General features: G+C 60.3%; 17 protein-coding genes. 14 read left to right on the forward strand and 3 right to left on the reverse strand.

The features are described from left to right. The first annotated feature begins 153 nt into the window (after positions 1 to 153). Genes FQ192_RS25120 through FQ192_RS25135 form a run of 4 tightly spaced genes read left to right on the forward strand, consistent with a single transcriptional unit; the run spans position 154 to position 4,136 of the window. Positions 154 to 1,080, forward strand: a complete 927-nt coding sequence (locus FQ192_RS25120; RefSeq protein WP_149660959.1) for a DUF72 domain-containing protein — start codon at positions 154 to 156, stop codon at positions 1,078 to 1,080. Continuing rightward, on the forward strand, positions 1,077 to 1,874 hold the full coding sequence (locus FQ192_RS25125; protein WP_149660960.1) for an endonuclease/exonuclease/phosphatase family protein: 798 nt from the start codon (positions 1,077 to 1,079) through the stop codon (positions 1,872 to 1,874). The genes FQ192_RS25120 and FQ192_RS25125 overlap by 4 nt, the downstream gene beginning before the upstream one ends. Beyond that, positions 1,871 to 3,163 (forward strand): cardiolipin synthase ClsB, encoded by a 1,293-nt coding sequence (gene clsB, locus FQ192_RS25130; protein ID WP_149660961.1) that lies wholly within the window; start codon positions 1,871 to 1,873, stop codon positions 3,161 to 3,163. The genes FQ192_RS25125 and clsB overlap by 4 nt, the downstream gene beginning before the upstream one ends. Further along, positions 3,150 to 4,136 carry a lysylphosphatidylglycerol synthase domain-containing protein gene (locus tag FQ192_RS25135; protein ID WP_149660962.1) on the forward strand — a complete coding sequence of 329 codons (987 nt, stop codon included), beginning with the start codon at positions 3,150 to 3,152 and terminating at the stop codon, positions 4,134 to 4,136. Before clsB ends, FQ192_RS25135 begins: the two co-directional genes overlap by 14 nt. Positions 4,137 to 4,272: 136 nt before the next feature. On the opposite strand, the gene FQ192_RS25140 is transcribed toward FQ192_RS25135, so the two are convergent. From FQ192_RS25140 to FQ192_RS25150, 3 genes are all read right to left on the reverse strand, one after another. Then, a complete protein-coding gene (locus FQ192_RS25140; RefSeq protein ID WP_149660963.1) occupies positions 4,273 to 5,031 on the reverse strand; it encodes a S9 family peptidase in 759 nt (252 codons plus the stop codon). After that, positions 5,021 to 6,130 carry a DUF3182 family protein gene (locus FQ192_RS25145; protein WP_149660964.1) on the reverse strand — a complete coding sequence of 370 codons (1,110 nt, stop codon included), beginning with the start codon at positions 6,128 to 6,130 and terminating at the stop codon, positions 5,021 to 5,023. The genes FQ192_RS25140 and FQ192_RS25145 overlap by 11 nt, the downstream gene beginning before the upstream one ends. Positions 6,131 to 6,392: 262 nt before the next feature. Continuing rightward, positions 6,393 to 7,382 (reverse strand): GlxA family transcriptional regulator, encoded by a 990-nt coding sequence (locus tag FQ192_RS25150; protein ID WP_149660965.1) that lies wholly within the window; start codon positions 7,380 to 7,382, stop codon positions 6,393 to 6,395. 101 nt (positions 7,383 to 7,483) lie between these two features. Between FQ192_RS25150 and FQ192_RS25155 the strand changes: the two genes are divergently transcribed. The 10 genes from FQ192_RS25155 (at position 7,484) to FQ192_RS25200 (ending at position 16,881) form a co-directional block, all read left to right on the forward strand. Further along, positions 7,484 to 8,038, forward strand: coding sequence for a cysteine hydrolase family protein (locus tag FQ192_RS25155; RefSeq protein ID WP_149660966.1), 555 nt, complete (start codon positions 7,484 to 7,486; stop codon positions 8,036 to 8,038). Between the two features lie 292 nt (positions 8,039 to 8,330). Further along, complete coding sequence (locus FQ192_RS25160; protein ID WP_149660967.1) at positions 8,331 to 8,912, forward strand: YjfI family protein; 582 nt, start codon at positions 8,331 to 8,333, stop codon at positions 8,910 to 8,912. 24 nt (positions 8,913 to 8,936) lie between these two features. After that, complete coding sequence (locus FQ192_RS25165; RefSeq protein ID WP_149660968.1) at positions 8,937 to 9,635, forward strand: PspA/IM30 family protein; 699 nt, start codon at positions 8,937 to 8,939, stop codon at positions 9,633 to 9,635. Between the two features lie 219 nt (positions 9,636 to 9,854). After that, positions 9,855 to 10,418 carry a rhomboid family intramembrane serine protease gene (locus FQ192_RS25170; RefSeq protein ID WP_149660969.1) on the forward strand — a complete coding sequence of 188 codons (564 nt, stop codon included), beginning with the start codon at positions 9,855 to 9,857 and terminating at the stop codon, positions 10,416 to 10,418. 60 nt (positions 10,419 to 10,478) lie between these two features. Next, positions 10,479 to 11,513, forward strand: coding sequence for an ion channel (locus tag FQ192_RS25175; protein WP_149660970.1), 1,035 nt, complete (start codon positions 10,479 to 10,481; stop codon positions 11,511 to 11,513). After that, positions 11,500 to 12,174, forward strand: a complete 675-nt coding sequence (locus FQ192_RS25180; protein WP_149660971.1) for a DUF2491 family protein — start codon at positions 11,500 to 11,502, stop codon at positions 12,172 to 12,174. The genes FQ192_RS25175 and FQ192_RS25180 overlap by 14 nt, the downstream gene beginning before the upstream one ends. Positions 12,175 to 12,190: 16 nt before the next feature. Then, positions 12,191 to 12,619, forward strand: coding sequence for a DUF350 domain-containing protein (locus FQ192_RS25185; protein WP_149660972.1), 429 nt, complete (start codon positions 12,191 to 12,193; stop codon positions 12,617 to 12,619). Between the two features lie 20 nt (positions 12,620 to 12,639). Beyond that, complete coding sequence (locus tag FQ192_RS25190; protein ID WP_149660973.1) at positions 12,640 to 13,368, forward strand: DUF1190 domain-containing protein; 729 nt, start codon at positions 12,640 to 12,642, stop codon at positions 13,366 to 13,368. Positions 13,369 to 13,380: 12 nt separating this feature from the next. Continuing rightward, the gene (locus FQ192_RS25195; RefSeq protein WP_149660974.1) at positions 13,381 to 14,538 is read left to right on the forward strand and encodes a glutathionylspermidine synthase family protein; all 1,158 of its coding nucleotides are present in this window, start codon (positions 13,381 to 13,383) and stop codon (positions 14,536 to 14,538) included. Between the two features lie 144 nt (positions 14,539 to 14,682). Beyond that, complete coding sequence (locus FQ192_RS25200) at positions 14,683 to 16,881, forward strand: OsmC domain/YcaO domain-containing protein (RefSeq protein ID WP_149660975.1); 2,199 nt, start codon at positions 14,683 to 14,685, stop codon at positions 16,879 to 16,881. The last annotated feature ends 455 nt before the right edge of the window (positions 16,882 to 17,336 follow it).

The following is a 17,336-nucleotide window of genomic DNA, read 5'->3' on the forward strand; positions in this document are numbered from 1 at the left end:
CCGGCTTTGATGTGACGGATAGACCGCTATCGCGAGCAAGCGTTGCTCCCACAGGTGTGATGCGTTGCGTGTGTACCGTCCGTAGTCCCACGGAAACTTTCTCGTTTGCCCGACAGTCATCCAGAAATGGCGGGCAAACGACGGGAGGGACACATGGCGGCGATTCACATTGGTATTTCCGGCTGGCGCTACACGCCGTGGCGCGGGGGCTTCTATCCAAAAGGCCTGACCCACAAGCGCGAATTGCAATTCGCCTCACGGGCGGTCAACAGCATCGAAATCAATGGATCGTTCTACGCCCTGCAACGGCCCGAACGCTATCTGCAGTGGTACGACGAAACCCCGTCGGGCTTCGTCTTCAGCGTCAAGGCCCCGCGTTTCATCACCCACATCCGCCGCTTGCGGGACATCCATACACCCCTAGCGAATTTCTTCGCCTCCGGGGTGCTGGAGCTCAAGGACAAGCTCGGCCCGATCCTCTGGCAATTCCCGCCCAGCTTCAAATTCGACGCCGAACTGTTTGAACACTTTCTCGAACAACTGCCCCACACCACCGAACAGGCCGCCGCCCTCGCCCGCCAGCATGATTCGCATCTGCACGGCCACGCCAGCCTCAAGGCCCACGGCAAAAAACCGATGCGCCACGCCGTGGAAATTCGTCACGAGAGCTTCGTCGACCCGGCCTTCACCCGTCTGCTGCGACGCTACAACACCGCCCTGGTGATCGCCGACACCGCCGGCAAATGGCCGTACCGCGAAGACCTCACCAGCGATTTCGTCTACCTGCGCCTGCACGGTGCCGAAGCACTCTACGCCAGCGGCTACACGCCCCAGGCGCTGAAGCGTTGGGGCGAGCGGATCGAGGCGTGGAACCACGGTCAACAACCCACCGATCCGCAGTTGATCGCGCCACGACAGAAACCCAAGGTGCGCAAATCCCGGGAAGTGTTCTGCTATTTCGATAACGACATCAAGGTCCGCGCACCTTTCGATGCACGCCGCCTGCTGGAACGCTTCCATCTCGATAAAGAGCTCGCCACCCGCCCCGGCGAGCCCGCCGCCGAAGGGGTGCTGTCATGAGCCTTTCCGAACCGATAGGCAGCACCGACGAGCAGCAAACCGTGATCACAGGAGTGCGCAGCTTTACCGTGCTGACGGTCAACACCCACAAGGGTTTCACCGCGCTCAACCGGCGTTTCATCCTGCCCGAACTGCGCGAAGCGGTGCGCAGTGTCTCCGCCGACGTGGTGTTTTTGCAGGAAGTCCACGGCACCCACGAGCAGCATCCCCAGCGCTACAGCAATTGGCCGCCCATGCCGCAATACGAATTCCTCGCCGACACCCTGTGGCCGCAGTTCGCCTATGGCCGCAACGCGGTGTACCCGGCGGGCGATCACGGCAATGCGTTGCTGTCGAAATTCCAGATCATCCGCCACGACAACCTCGACGTGTCCATCAGCGGCCATGAGAACCGTGGCCTGCTGCATTGCGTACTGCGCCTGCCCGGTGACGGCCAGGAAGTGCACGCGATTTGTGTGCACCTCGGGCTGCGGGAAAGCCATCGCACGGAACAACTCAAGTTGCTGGCCGAACGCCTGGAAGAACTGCCGAGCGATGCGCCGGTGATTGTCGCGGGCGATTTCAACGACTGGCGCCAGCGTGCCGATGCCTTGCTCAAACCCTGTGGTTTGCGCGAGGTTTTCGCCGAACACCACGGCAAACCGGCGCGCAGTTTTCCGGCGCGCTGGCCGACGTTGCGCCTGGACCGCATCTACGTACGCAACCTCAAGGCCAGCCGCCCGCAAGTATTGGCGGCGCGGCCCTGGTCCCACCTTTCCGACCATGCACCGCTGTCGGTGGAGATCGAGCTATGAACAATCCATCGATGGAAAAAGCCGCCGTGGAACACATCGCCGCGCCGCCACTGGGCGAGCCGGCAGCGGCCGACGTGGAATACGCCTGGCACGGCAACAACCGGGTCGAGTTGCTGGAAAACGGCGAAGCGTATTTCCCCCGGGTGTTTGAGGTGTTGCGCGAAGCCAAGAGTGAAATCCTCCTGGAGACCTTCATCCTGTGGGAGGACAAGGTCGGCACCGAGTTGCAGCAGATCCTGATGGACGCGGCCCGGCGTGGCGTGCGGGTGACCATCAGCCTCGACGGTTTTGGCTGCGGCGAACTGAGCACGGGGTATCTCGCGGCGCTGAACGAGGCCGGCGTGCACATCCAGATGTTTGACCCGGCGCCCAAGCATTTGGGCTTTCGCACTAACTGGTTCCGGCGCCTGCACCGCAAGATCGTGGTGGTCGACGGCACCATCGCGTTTATCGGCGGGATCAATTTTTCCGGCGATCACCTGGCGGACTTCGGCCCGGAGGCCAAGCAGGATTATTCCGTTGAAGTCCAAGGCCCGGCAGTGGCGGACATTCATCACTTCGCGCTGCTGCAAAGCGGCCGTCCGGCCCGGGCCAAATACTGGTGGCAGCGCCGTCGGCAACGACGTTCGGAACTGGCGTTCAGCGACCATGACGGCCAGGTGCGGCTGGTGTACCGCGACAACAACGACCATAGCACCGACATCGAGGAGGTTTATCGCCTGGCGTTGCGTAGCGCCCAACGCCGGGTGGTGATCGCCAACGCCTACTTCTTCCCCGGTTATCGCCTGTTGCGCGAGATCCGCAACGCCGCGCGCCGGGGCGTGGATGTGCGGCTGATCCTGCAAGGCCAGCCGGACATGCTGGTGGCCAAGCTGGCGGCGCGCATGACCTATGACTATTTGCTCAAGGCCGGGGTGCGGATCTACGAATATTGCGACCGACCGTTGCACGGCAAAGTGGCGCTGGTGGACGAGGACTGGAGCACCGTCGGTTCGAGCAACCTCGACCCGTTGAGCCTGTCGATGAACCTGGAAGCCAACGTGTTGATCCGCGACCGGACCTTCAACCGCGAGTTATTCGAACGCCTGGAAGAGCTGAGCAATCACCACTGCAAGGCCATGTCCCCGGACAAGGCACCGCGCGGGCGGGTCTGGCACATGACCGTGGGCTTCCTGGTGTTCCACTTCCTGCGCCATTTCCCGGCGTGGGCCGGTTGGCTGCCGGCGCACAAGCCGCGGCTCAAACCCTTCACTCATCCGACCGGGAGCGACCACCATGAGCCGCGCTGATGCCCCCTCCGTCGCCCAGGCCGACAGCCCGGCAAAATCCCGCTGGAGCCGCTGGAAAAAACCGCTGACGATGCTGTTTTTCCTGGCGCTGATCGTGCTGTTGACGATGCTCGCCCAGCGCCTGGAATGGAACGAGGTGTTCGACACCCTGGCGGATTTCAAGGTGCGCACGCTGATCATTGCGTCTGGCGTGACGCTGCTGAGTTTCCTGGTTTACGCCTGCTTCGATCTGATCGGCCGCACCTACATCCGCCAGGACCTGACCTGGAAACAGATCCTGCCGGTGGGGATCATCAGCTACGCCTTCAACCTGAATCTGAGCGCGTGGGTCGGCGGCATCGCCATGCGTTATCGCCTGTATTCGCGCCTCGGCGTGAGCAAAAGCAACATCGCGAAAATCCTCGGGCTGAGCCTGGCCACCAACTGGATTGGCTACATGCTAATTGCCGGCGCGATCTTCAGCAGCGGGCTGGTGAGGATGCCGCCGGGCTGGAAGCTGAGCAGCGATGCGTTGCAAATCGTCGGGGTGGTGTTGCTGCTGCTGAGCGCGGGGTATCTGGCGGCGTGTCAGTTTTCCAAGCGCCGGGAGTGGGCGATTCGCGGGGTGGAAATCGACTTGCCGTCGCTGCGCATGGCGGTGCTGCAACTGGCGCTCGGGGCATTGAACTGGTCGTTGATGGCGGCGGTGATTTTCACCCTGCTGCCGAGCAAGCTCGACTATCCGCTGGTGCTGGGAGTGTTGCTGATCAGCGCGATTGCCGGGGTCATCACCCACATTCCGGCGGGGCTCGGGGTGCTGGAAGCGGTGTTTGTGGCGTTGCTGCAACATGAGGTGTCGCGGGGCAGTCTGGTGGCGGGGTTGCTGGCGTATCGGGCGATTTATTTCATCTTGCCGCTGTTGATTGCGTTGGTGATGTACCTGGTGGTGGAGGCGAAGGCCAAATCATTGCGGATTTCGAAGAAACCTTCTTGAGATTAGCGGTGATGCGGAAGACGCCTTCGCGGGCAAGCCTCGCTCCTACGGGCTCGTGGTGAATGGGATTTCGCGAACGACACATCCCCTGTAGGAGCGAGGCTTGCCCGCGAATGGTCTTAAGAACACCGCAAATTCAACTGGACTGAATAATGCTCAACCGCTCACCCACCACCATTTCCGTGATCCAGTCCACGAGGATCGAGGTGTAGGCCTGCTGTGCAATCGGGTCGGTCAACGCGTGATCGGCACCGTCGATGATGCGGTGGGTCAGCGAATGGGTCTGCTGGCACGCCGCGCGGTAACTCATGATCGTCGCATGGGGAATGTGATCATCCGTCTCCGATTCCACCAGCAACACATCCCCGGTAAACGCCGCGCAGGCATGCAGCGCCCGATTGTTCGCGGCATGTACTAGCGTGCTGCGGTAATCGAGCAAATCCACCTTGTCCAGTTCGCGCTTGGGCGTGTGCCACTGCTCGTCGCGGTACAGCGCCGGGACCCGCAGCGCCAGCCAGCGCACCGGGCGCAAGGACGTGAGGATCGCCGCCAGGTAACCGCCATAACTGGTGCCGACCACCGCAATCGCCGAAGTATCGAGGGCCGGATGCGCGAGCAGGCGATCGTACGCCGCCAGCAAGTCGCGCAAATTGTCTTCCCGGGTCACCTGGGACAACGCAATGCCGGTGCCGCCGGTATGCCCGCGCAGATCGAAGGTCAGGCACACACAACCGAGGCCGGCGATGCCTTTGGCCCGTTCCAGATCCCGTTCCTGACTGCCGCCCCAGCCGTGCACAAACAACACGCCCGGGACTTTCGATTTGGGGCTGAGGAAATGCCCGGTCATCTGTTCGCCGTCGATGTCGATTTCTATGGTTTCGCTTCTAGCCGTCATAGGATTTGACCGTTACGTACTTGAGAAGAAAGTCACTGTCTTGCGCCGGGCCACGATAGACCTCGATGGCGTCCGCCGGCAGCGGCTGCTCGATGTAGGTTTCCACCGACGACACACGAATCGCGCGCATCCCCGGATCGTTGACGAAGCTTTGCAACGCCGCGATTTCGGCGCTGCTGGCACCGCCCATGCGCCAGGATTGTTCAAGCACGCCGCTGCGCTGTTTGCCGTTGCTGTCCAGGCCCTGGGCGATGTCGTAATTGCGCCGCGACGCATAAAAACCGGGGTAAGCCTCGTCCGCCGCGCTGTCGAACACCTGGGCTTGCTGAATCGCCAGGCGCACATCCTCGGGCAGGTCCAGTTCCAGCAGGTCCTCGTAGTAACCCTGGACCACCAGCAGATTGGAGCCTCCATAAACCTGCTCGCCCTGCCCGTCTTCGGTCAAGTATTGATCACCGCAGTAACTCAGCACTTTGTCGCCGATAAACGTCTGGCCAACGCTGTGGGTGATGACCTGGTCGAGGTCCTGCTCCAGCACCACGCCTTCGGTGAACAATTGCTCGGCGTCGGGGCGGGCGAGGATGGCATCGAACTGGTCGAGGCTCTTGATCACTTCCTGGCCGCGCCCGGCGCAGGCATGAATCGGTTTGAGGCGGATCGGGCCGCTGTAGAGCAAGTGCTCCGCCGCCGGCCGCGCATCCTCCAGGGAAAACACGCTAAGACCGTCGAGCACCACACTGCGCACCCGCTCGGAAAACAGTGGCGACCAGCCTTCGGGGGCGAATGCATCGCGGTTGAGCAAACCGTGGCTGATGGCTTTGGTGCAGATAAAGTCGTAGTCGACATAACCGCCCCACAGATCTTCCGGCCCCTTGACGCCAAACTTAAGCGCAGCGGCGGCGCCGACCAGCGTCTGGGTCGGCAACAGGTACAAGTCTCGGCCGTTGTGCAATTCGGGGTCGTAGCTGCCGCCGTATTTGAGCCCGAGGATCTGCGCCAGCCAACGGGCCAGCGCGCGATTGGTCTCGACTTCGTGCAGCGGGGCTTCAGGCCGCACGGAATGAGCGACGACCAGTTTTTTGCGGTTTGTTGGGGTCATGCGTCCCCCTTCAATCTGCGCTTGATGAGTGTGGCTTGATGGTGCAGAGATCAGGCCAACGGTGGCCGGTTGGAAATGACTTTGAGATCAGTCATTTGCTCTAGCCGTGGTGGCATTGAGCCCGTTTATTCTGCACGACCTGTTCCCGGGCCCCGGCATTTTGCACGACGCTCCTCTGTAGGAGCATAGCTTGCTCGCGATGGCGGCCTGTCAGGCAGATCGATGTTGGATGTTCCGACGCTTTCGCGAGCAAGCTCCGCTCCTACAGGTTTCGAGGCGGTGTTATGCCGAACCGGGTCCGGTAATCACTCGGCGCCAGCCCGGTGATTTTCTTGAACGTGGCGCGAAATGCGCTTGGGTCCTGATAACCCACGGTCCAGGCGATGTGATCGATGGTGCCGTTGGTGAACTCCAGCATTTCCCGGGCCTTGCCGACCCGCAGGTGCTGGCAATACTCGGTAGGCTTGAGCCCGGTCGCCGCGCGGAATCGGCGCAGGAAGGTGCGCTCCTCCAACCCTGCCCGTTCGGCCATCGCGGTCAGCGACACGTCGGTCGCGCCGGTGCTTTGCAGCCAATGCTGGACCTTGAGAATCGACCCATCGCCATGGCTGAGGATCGGCGCAAAGTTGCTGCCGCACTGGCTCGCGCTGTCGCTGTGTTCGATCACCAGAAACCGCGCAGTGCTGGCGGCGATGCTCGGCCCGAGCAAGCGGTCGACCATGCGCAAGCCCAGCTCGGACCAGGCCATCAGCCCGGCGGTGGTGATCAGGTCGCCGTCATCGACAATGGGCGTATCGGCCAGGAGCTTGATCGCCGGGTAACGTTCGGCAAAGGCTTTGGCCGAGGTCCAGTGGGTGGTGGCGCTGCGACCATCGAGCAAACCGCTTTCGGCCAACAGGATCGAACCCACGCACACGCCGCCCAGCGTCGCGCCTTGCCCGTGTTGCTGACGAATCCAGCGCAGCAGCCCTTGGGGCGCCTGACCTTCGGAAAAACCGCCAATCGACGGCGGGATCATCACCGCCACCAAGCCGCTGTCCGGGCCGGGATGACTGTCATACACCCGCTCGGGCACCTGATCGCCCTCGCCCCGCCAATGACTGACCCGCAGCAACGGCAATTGCGCCGCCTGATGCTCGGCGGCGATCCGGTTGGCAACGCCGAACAGGTCCGTCAACCCATGCACCGCCGCCATCTGCGCGCCGGGATAGATCAGCACACCCAGTTCGGCGACCGCTCTTTCTAGGCCCATTGTCAGTTTTCCCCCTTTTATTGTCGGTGCGGCCAATCCCCGGAAGGTCGGCCAGCGCCAATACTTGATTCCACACCTACACACACTTCGAGGAAACACCCATGGCCAAGCAAGCGCTCATCGTAGTTGATATCCAGAACGACTACTTCCCCCAAGGCAAGTGGCCGTTGGTCGGCGCCGACGCGGCGGCGGACAACGCCGTACGCCTGATCAACGCCTTTCGCGAAGCCGGCGACCCGGTGGTGCATATCCGCCATGAATTCACTTCCGACGCCGCGCCGTTCTTCACCCCGGGATCGGACGGCGCGAAGCTGCACCCCAAAGTCCTCAACCGCGCCGACGAGCCGGTGGTGCTCAAGCATTTCGTCAACTCGTTCCGCGAAACCGAGCTGCAAGCCATCCTCGATGAACAAGGCATCGAGCATCTGGTGGTCGTCGGCAGCATGAGCCACATGTGCGTCGATGGCATCACCCGCGCCGCCGCCGACCTGGGCTACACCGTGACCGTGATCCATGACGCCTGCGCCACTCGCGATCTGGAGTTCAATGGCGTTACGGTGCCTGCCGCCCACGTTCACGCCGCGTTTATGTCGGCACTGGGGTTTGCTTATGCGAGCGTGGTGTCGGCTGATGAGTTTCTTGGGGCTGGGCGCTAACGGCATGACCTGAGAAAAATCAAAAGATCGCAGCCTTCGGGAGGCGATTTGAGGCCCGCAGTGTTTTCGCGCTGCGGGCTTTTGTATTTCCGTTGGTAAAAATCCTCACGCGTGAGCTATTGAGAGGGCCAGACAATCCCTGTAGTGTTTCTCACGCGTGAGATTTCACAACGGAGTCACCAGTATGAAAAGCAGCTCTGCATCAGGTCCGCCTGCCGAGCCTGTTACCGATACAGCGAGTCGCAAGGGAGAGCGCTCGAAACCGTCCGCGAAAAAACCGTCGAGCTTCTACATGAAGCAGATGCGCGCGGGCCTGGGTGCCGCCGGTTATGTGAAACACGAGACTTGGGTGCTTCCCGAAAACCGAAGCCTGCTCAAGCAGATGGAGAAACAGCTACGCCAACCGATCCTGGCTGGCTCATTCATGTCGGAGAATTTCATGAGCGCAGGTAACAACTGGAACATCGACCGCCTCTTCAGCGCCCTCCAGGCCCTGGATGACGTGGTTTCCAACGACATCACCCTTTCCCTCGTTCAAGGCTCCGAATCCAGCATCAAGCTGGAAATGAACGACTTTGGCGGCTTGCCGATTTACATCGCGGTCGTGGGCGAGCAGATCATCGTCGACACCGTGCTGGTGGACGTCGAGTCGATCAAGGACGTCGCAGCCTTCAACGACGCCGTGCTGCGCAGCCGCGAGCTGTTCCCGCTGTCCTCGATTGGTATCGAGTCGATGCCGAACGGCCAGGTCGTCTACAACATGTTCGGCGCCCTGAGCTCCGATTCGAGCCTGACCAACGTCGTGACCGAGGTCAAAACCCTCGTCGACAATGTGCAGCGCGCCAGCGAAGCCTTTGAACGTTTCTTCCATTAATTATTCAGCCATAGGGCATATCCAATGACTCAGTCCATCTGGAGCAAATTGTTCACCGCGCTGCGCGGCGGTGCCAGTGAAGTCGGCGAAGCCATCGTCGATCAACAGGCCCTGCGCATCCTCGACCAGGAAATCCGCGATGCTGACACCGCCCTGGCCAACGCCAAGCGCGAGCTGGTCACCATCATGGCCAAGCACAAACTGTCGGCGGATCGTGTGGCCGAGTACAACGCCAAGATCCAGGACCTGGAAACCAAGGCCATGGCCGCGATCCAGGCCAACCGCGAAGACCTGGCGCTGGAAGTCGCCGAAGCCATTTCGACCCTGACCAACGAACTCGAGGTCGAGCAAAAGCAGGCCAGCGAATTCGGCGGTTACGCGGACAACATGCGCAAAGACATCACCAAGGCCGAAAACCGCATCAAGAGCCTGCGCCAGCAAGTGGACATGGCCAAGGCGCGCGAAAGCGTACAGAAAGCCCAGGTCAGCGCTTCGATCGCCAGTGGCGGCGCCAACGGCAAGCTGGAAACGGCCGTCGGCACGCTGAACCGTTTGCAGGCCAAGCAGCAGCAACGCGCTGCCGAACTGCAAGCCCAGGATGAACTGGCCGACGCGTCGACCGGCACGGACCTGGAGCGCAAACTGCGCGAAGCTGGCATCACCCCGGATTCGGGCAGTGCCAATGCGATCCTGGATCGTCTGAAGAAAAAATCGGCTGAGTAATCGGTCCGGGCAATCTGGAGCGCGACGAACATCCTGTGGCGAGGGGGCTTGCCCCCGTTCGGCTGCGAAGCAGTCGCAAACCGTTTCAAGCGGCGTACCTGATACAGGACGTTTGCAGGTTTTGGGGCTGCTGCGCGACCCAACGGGGGCAAGCCCCCCTCGCCACAGGTGTGTGTTCGTCGCACCTGTTTGCCCTTTTTTGTAGAGTCGAGGTCAAGAATGGATGCCCTGAAGGGTTTCAAGACAATCGCCGGCCTGGCCCTTTTCATGGTGGCGCTGCAAGTGCTCAATTTCGTGAGCGGCTACAGCCTGCTGTCATTCGGCCTGGTCCCGCGGACACTCTACGGACTGCCCGGCATCCTCACTTCGCCTTTCCTCCACGCCTCGTTCGCGCACCTGAGCGCCAACCTGATTCCCTTTTTGATCCTCGGCACCCTGGTCATCGTCGATGGGCTCAACCGCTTCCTGGCCGTCAGCGCGATCATCATTGGCCTGGGTGGTTTGCTGGTCTGGCTGTTCGGTTTTTCCGGCCTGCACATCGGCGCCAGCGGCTGGGTGTTCGGGTTGTGGGCGTACATTCTGTTCCGCGCCTGGTTCCAGCACAGTTGGGGCAACCTGATCACGGCGGCGGTCGTCGCCTTGTTGTATGGCGGGCTGGTGTTTGGCTTCCTGCCGCGCCAGGGGGTTTCTTTCGAAGGCCATATCGCCGGGGCATTCGCCGGATTTATTGCGGCAAAGGTACTTCTCTCGGCGCCCGGCAACAGGTTTAATGCCGCCCGGTAGATGCGGATTCGAACCACGCATAGTGCCTGGAACGAGTTTTCCCACGGAGTCAGGGACGCCATGTCGATTTTTCTTTTATTACGCGTGTATGCCGCGACCTTCTTCCACCGTTTCGGCTGGGCAGGACTGGCAATTGCCTTGGGCATACACCTGAGCACGGCTTACCTCGGCCTGGTGCTTCTGGGCGAACAACACCTCACCGCCCCCGCGACGTTCACCTACTTCTATCTCACCACCACGCTGACGGTCGGCTACGGCGATCTCGCGCCGCAAACGGCGGCCGGGCGGGTGTTCGTGGCCACTTGGGTCATGCTTGGCGGCATTGCGCTGCTCACGGCAGCCATCGGCAAAACCACCAGCAGCGTCATTGATGTATGGAGAAAAGGCATGAAGGGCAAAGGCGATTTCAGCGGCAAGTCCGGCCATACGGTGCTGATTGGCTGGGAAGGTTCGTCCAGTGAGCGGGTCATCGAGCTGCTGCTGGAGGATGAAACCTCCAATGACAACCTGATCGTCATTTGCGATTGCGACCTCGAAGAAAACCCCATGCCGGGCAAAGCCGCCTTCATCAAAGGTGAAAGCCTGTCCTCCAGCGCGCTACTGATACGGGCCGGTGTGCCCGGTGCCGAACGCGTGCTGGTGCGCACCCATTCCGACGACCTGACCCTGGCCACCGTGCTGGCGGTCAATCAACTGAGCCCGGTCGGACACGTGGTGGCGCACTTCAACGAAAGCGAAATCGCCGCCCTCGCCAGCTCCTACGCGCCCAGCCTGGAATGCACCTCAAGCATGGCCATCGAGATGCTGGTGCGCGCGTCGCAGGACCCGGGCTCGTCCGTGGTCATCAACGAGTTGTTATGCGTCGGCCAGGGCGCCACGCAATACCTCATGAAACTGGCGCCGGACTATGTGGCAACATTCGGCGAGCTGTACGCGCGCATGAAAGACCGCCACAACGCGACCCTCATCGGCTATCGCGCCAAAGGCGCCCAGCAACCATCGATCAATCCGCCCAACGCCACGCGCATTGAGGGCGGTGAACTCTTCTACATCGCCTCCACTCGCCTCAAGGAAATCTCCAATGGGATGGTTTAAACAGTTGATGGGGCTTGAGGCCCCGGCCCCTAAAGCGGACCCGAACTGGACAGCCAACGCCAGCCAGCAGGCAGTCGGCCCGCTGGGCCTGGCGCTGGGTAAAGGCGTGATGTTCGACAGCACGCTCACATTGCTGCTCGACGAAAAAACCGCCGTGACCATCCCCGGCTCCCAGCAGATCTGGTGCGCCGGCACGGTCGATCTCGGGCAGTCGAACTGGCTGTCACGCTATTACATGAACGACGAAGACTACTGGCTGCAAGTGCACACCACCGGCGACATCGCCGGGCAGGTCGAGTCGGTCATCCTGTTCAACTACCTCAGCTACGTGACCATCAGCAGTGAGGCGGAGTTGAGTCGCTTGGCCGGCCCGCAAAGCCTGATCGGGCTGCCGTACTACGCCCACAAAGGCGTCGAATTCACCCGCGAATGGGGCACCGAGAACGGACAAACCGAGCTGGTCGCCCTGAGCGAAAACCTGAAGAACCCGAACGAGGCCTACACCATTGAGCACCGCTCGATGCTGTACGCCCGTGAAACCGGGCTGACCGATCGACGGGAATTCCTGCTGTTCTCCGTCGAAGAGGACGCCGAAGGCAGCATCAGCTTGAGCACATCGCTGGGCATTTCGCTGTACACCACCGATCTGAACACCATTTAAAAAAAGGAAGAATGCCATGCTAGAAGCGCTCTCTATCTCCCTGAACAAGGCCGCTGTGCTCGGGTTTGTCGCCTATATCATCGGCGCGGCCGTGCTGTTCGCGCTGTTCCAGTTCATCTATACCCGCATTACCCCGCACAAAGAGTTCGAACTGATCCGCTCGGGCAACGTCGCGGCGGCGATTGCCCTGGGCGGCGCGATCATCGGCTTCGCCATTCCGGCCAGCAACGTGATTGCCTACTCGATCAGCATCCTCGACTTCGTGGTCTGGGCGGTCATTGCCGCGTTCGTCCAACTGCTGGCGTTCCTGATGACCAGCCTGGTACTCAAGGGCACGTCCGAGCGCATTCGCAACGGTGAAATCGCTGCCGGCATCTACGTGGCAGCCGTGGCCATCAGCGTCGGCATGCTCAACGCCGCGTGCATGACCCCGTCCCAGAACTGATCGCGCAAACGGAGATTGTGATGAAACGAAGCAAGTACGTTCAGCTCTCGCTCGCCGCGTCAGTTGCCATGGCGATCTCAGGCTGCGGGCCATCAGAAAAAACCTACGAGATCCACAAGAAGTACAACTTCCAGTCCGTCCAGCAGTGTGCCGATGAAAAGCTTCCGGTCGACATCTGCTCTGACGCCTACATGAAGGCCATGACCCAGCATCGCAGCATTGCGCCGGTGTACGACAACAAGGCCGATTGCGATGCTGACTTCGTCGCCGACTGGTGCCAACAGGACTCCGCCGGCAAGTTCATCCCCAAACTTGGCGGTTTCGAACTGAACGCCGATGGCGAGGTGACGCAATCGGAAGTGGACGCGGCCAAGTCGAAACTGCCGGCGTCGGAAGCGAGCGCCGTCGGTGATTCCGGATTCTCCGGCAGCAGCCTGCTGATGGGGATGTTGGTGGGCAACATGCTCAGCGGCAACCGCAGCAGCTACTACTCCGAACCCGTCTACCGCTACCGCGATGATCGCGGCAGCTACTCGAACTCGACACTCAGCCAGCGGGTTTCGTCGGGTTCGACCTTCAACAAGTCCAATCAGGCGCGCTACGGCAGCAGCAATTACGCCGACACCGTCAGCCGCAGCAAGTCGGCGACGGTTTCCTCAGCGACCTCTCGCGGCGGCTTCGGCAGCCAGGCCAGCGCACGCAGTGGCTGGGGCGGTTCGGGCAAGAGTTCGGGCGGCTCAAGCAGCTAAGGGAACAGGGCCATGAAGAAAATCCTCTGCGCAGAGCGTCCCGACTGGAAACAGACTGCCGAAAGCCTCGGCTTTATGTTCCACACCATCGACGACGAGCCCTATTGGGACGAGAGCGCGTATTACCAGTTCACGCTCAAGCAGATCGAGAACGACCTGGAAGACCCGACCACCGAGCTGCATGAGATGTGCATGGACTTGGTGGCCCGGGTGGTGCAGAGCGAGGAATTGCTGGAGCGCCTGAGCATTCCCGCGCCGTTCTTCGACCTGGTCCGTACTTCATGGCTCGAAGGCCACCCGCATTTGTACGGGCGCATGGACTTCTCCTACAACGGCAGCGGCCCGGCCAAGTTGCTGGAACTCAACTACGACACGCCGACCAGCCTGTACGAAGCGGCGGCGTTTCAGTGGGGTTGGCTGGAGCAATGCATCGAACGCGGCCTGCTGCCCAAGCATGCTGACCAGTTCAACAGCATCGACACCAAGCTGCACCAGGCCTTTGCCCAACTGCAACTCAAGCAGCCGTTCTATTTCGCCTCGATGAAAGGTTCGGTCGAAGACAAAGGCACCACCGACTACCTGCGCCTGATTGCGGAGAAGGTCGGAATCGAATCCCGCCACATCGACCTCGAAGACATCGGCCTGACCAGTGACGGACGTTTCGTCGATCTTGAAGATCGCTGGATCCCGCACCTGTTCAAGCTGCATGCCTGGGAATTCATCTTCCACGAACCGTTCGGCGCTGCGATTGCCCAGAGCGATACGCAGTTTTTCGAGCCAGCCTGGAAAGCGATCATCTCCAACAAAGGCATCCTGCCGCTGTTGTGGGCGTTCAACAAAGGTCACCCGAATCTGCTCGCGGCGCACGTGGATACCGACCCGAACAAAGCCGTGCCGAAAGGCTGGGTGCGTAAACCTTTTTTCTCCCGGGAAGGCGCCAACATCGAGTTGCAAACGGCCGACGGTCTGATTGTGAAAGAGGACGGGCCCTACACGGATGCGCCGTTTATCCTTCAGGAATTTGCGCCGTTGCCGCAGTTTGGCGACAGCTTCACGCTGGTGGGTTCGTGGGTGATTGGCGACCAGGCGGCCGGCATCGGCGTGCGGGAAGACAACAGCCTGATCACCAAGGATTCGAGCCGGTTTCTGCCGCACCTGATTCTTGATTGATCGGCACTTCACTTATAAAAAAGCCCGGTGCCGTGCATCGGGCTTTCGGGTGAAACAGGCTCTGGCCCCGACAACGACAAGACATACGTCTGAAAAGCCGGATAATGGCGGCCAATTCGTCTGCCGTCATGCTGGTAATCCCCCATGGAAATCAAGGTCAACTTTCTCGACAACCTTCGACTTGAAGCCAAGTTCGACGACTTCACGGTGGTGGCCGATCAACCTATCCGCTACAAGGGCGATGGCTCGGCACCGGGTCCGTTCGATTACTTCCTGGCGTCCTCGGCGTTGTGTGCGGCTTATTTCGTGAAGTTGTACTGCGACACGCGCAGCATTCCCACGGAAAACATCCGCCTGTCGCAGAACAACATTGTTGATCCGGAAAACCGCTACAACCAGATTTTCAAGATTCAGGTCGAGCTGCCCGCGGACATTTCCGACAAGGACCGCCAAGGCATCCTGCGTTCCATCGACCGCTGCACCGTGAAAAAAGTGGTGCAAGCCGGGCCTGAGTTTGTCATCGAAGAAGTCGACAACCTCGACGCCGATGCCCAGGCATTGTTGATGCCGGCGTCCAGTTCCGAGGCGAGCACTTTTATTGCCGGCAAGGACCTGCCGCTGGAGCAGACCATCGCCAACATGTCGGCCATCCTGGCTGACCTGGGCATGAAGATTGAAATCGCTTCGTGGCGCAATATCGTGCCCAACGTATGGTCGCTGCACATCCGCGACGCGCACTCGCCGATGTGTTTCACCAACGGCAAGGGCGCGACCAAGGAAGGCGCATTGGCGTCGGCATTGGGCGAGTTTATCGAGCGTCTGAACTGCAACTTCTTCTACAACGACCAGTTCTGGGGCGAAGACATCGCCAACGCGCCGTTCGTGCATTACCCGGACGAACGCTGGCTCAAGCCTGGCCGTAAAGATGCACTGCCGAGCGAAATCCTCGACGAGTACTGCCTGAAGATTTACAACCGCGACGGCGAGCTGCGTGGCTCCCATCTGATCGATACCAACTCGGGCAACGAAGAGCGCGGCATCTGCTCGCTGCCGTACGTGCGCCAGTCGGACGGTGAAGTGGTGTATTTCCCGTCCAACCTGATCGAGAACCTGTTCCTGAGCAACGGCATGAGCGCCGGCAATACTTTGGCTGAAGCCCAGGTGCAATGCCTGTCGGAGATCTTCGAGCGCGCGGTCAAACGCGAAATCATCGAAGGCGAATTTGCTCTGCCGGATGTGCCGGCCGAGGTGCTGGCGAAGTACCCCGGGATATTGGCCGGTATTCAGGCGCTGGAAGAACAAGGCTTCCCGGTGCTGGTGAAGGATGCGTCCCTGGGCGGTGAATTCCCGGTGATGTGCGTCACGTTGATGAACCCGCGCACTGGCGGTGTATTCGCCTCGTTCGGCGCGCACCCGAGCCTGGAAGTGGCGCTGGAACGCAGCCTCACCGAATTGCTCCAGGGTCGCAGCTTCGAAGGCCTCAACGACCTGCCACAGCCGACCTTTGAAGGCCATGCGGTGACCGAGCCGAACAACTTCGTCGAGCACTTTATCGACTCCAGCGGCGTGGTGTCGTGGCGCTTCTTCAGCTCCAAGTCGGATTACGAATTCGTAGAGTGGGACTTCTCCGGCCAGGGTGAAAACTCGAACGCCGAGGAAGCCGCGACCTTGTTCGGCATTCTTAAAGCCATGGGCAAAGAATCGTACATGGCGGTCTACGAGCACATCGGCGCAACGGCGTGCCGCATCCTGGTGCCGGACTACTCGGAAATCTATCCTGCGGACGACCTGATCTGGGATAACACCAACAAAGCGCTGTTCTTCCGCGCCGACATCCTCAACCTGCATCGCCTGGACGAAGACGAACTGCAAGCGCTGGTTGAACGTCTGGTGGAAAGCGAGCTGGACGACTACACCGACATCACCTCGTTGATCGGCATCGAATTTGACGACAACACGGCGTGGGGTCAGCTGACGATCCTGGAGTTGAAGCTGCTGATCTATCTCGCCCTGCAGCAATATGAAGAGGCGAAAGAAGCGGTAGAAATGTTCCTGCAGTACAACGACAACACGGTTGAGCGCGGCTTGTTCTACCAGGCGGTCAATGTGGTGCTGGAGATGAAACTGGACGAAGACCTGGAACTGGAAGACTACGAGGCCAATTTCCGCCGGATGTTTGGCAACGAGCGTACGGAAGCAGCGATCGGCTCGGTGGACGGCAGCGTACGTTTCCACGGCCTGACGCCGACCAGCATGAAACTCGAGGGGCTCGACCGGCACCTGCGGTTGATCGAAAGCTACAAGAAGCTGCACTCGGCCCGGGCCAATGTGAACGCCCGTTAAAACAGCGCCCACAAAAAAGCGAAGCCAGATGGCTTCGCTTTTTTTTGTTCGCGGTTCTGAACCAGTTAGGGATCAAAATGGGGGTGCTGATAAAAGACTGTAAGACACTGATTAATATATCTTTTTCATATATTTAAAGGTCTCCAGACTTAATTTTGTAAAGCAAATTCCTTGAAAATCAGCTCGATAGTCACGGCTGAACATCTGTAAAGCTAGCGCTTCCTGATTCTGTAAAGATCGAAAGAGGAAGCAAGGAGCCAGGAAAATCACTTGAAAAGTGACGGACAAAGCCGCTCTGTAAAGCTTTTCGTAAAGCTAGTAGCACAGCTGGGGATTCCATGACCATCCGGACACCCATTCCACCAACATCCGGACACTGATTCCACGCTGATCCGGACACTCATTCCACGAGCATCCGGACACCGATTCCACGGCCATCCGGACACTTTCAGGCA

Origin of the sequence: Pseudomonas sp. ANT_J12, from assembly GCF_008370045.1 — a bacterium.
GTDB lineage: Bacteria > Pseudomonadota > Gammaproteobacteria > Pseudomonadales > Pseudomonadaceae > Aquipseudomonas.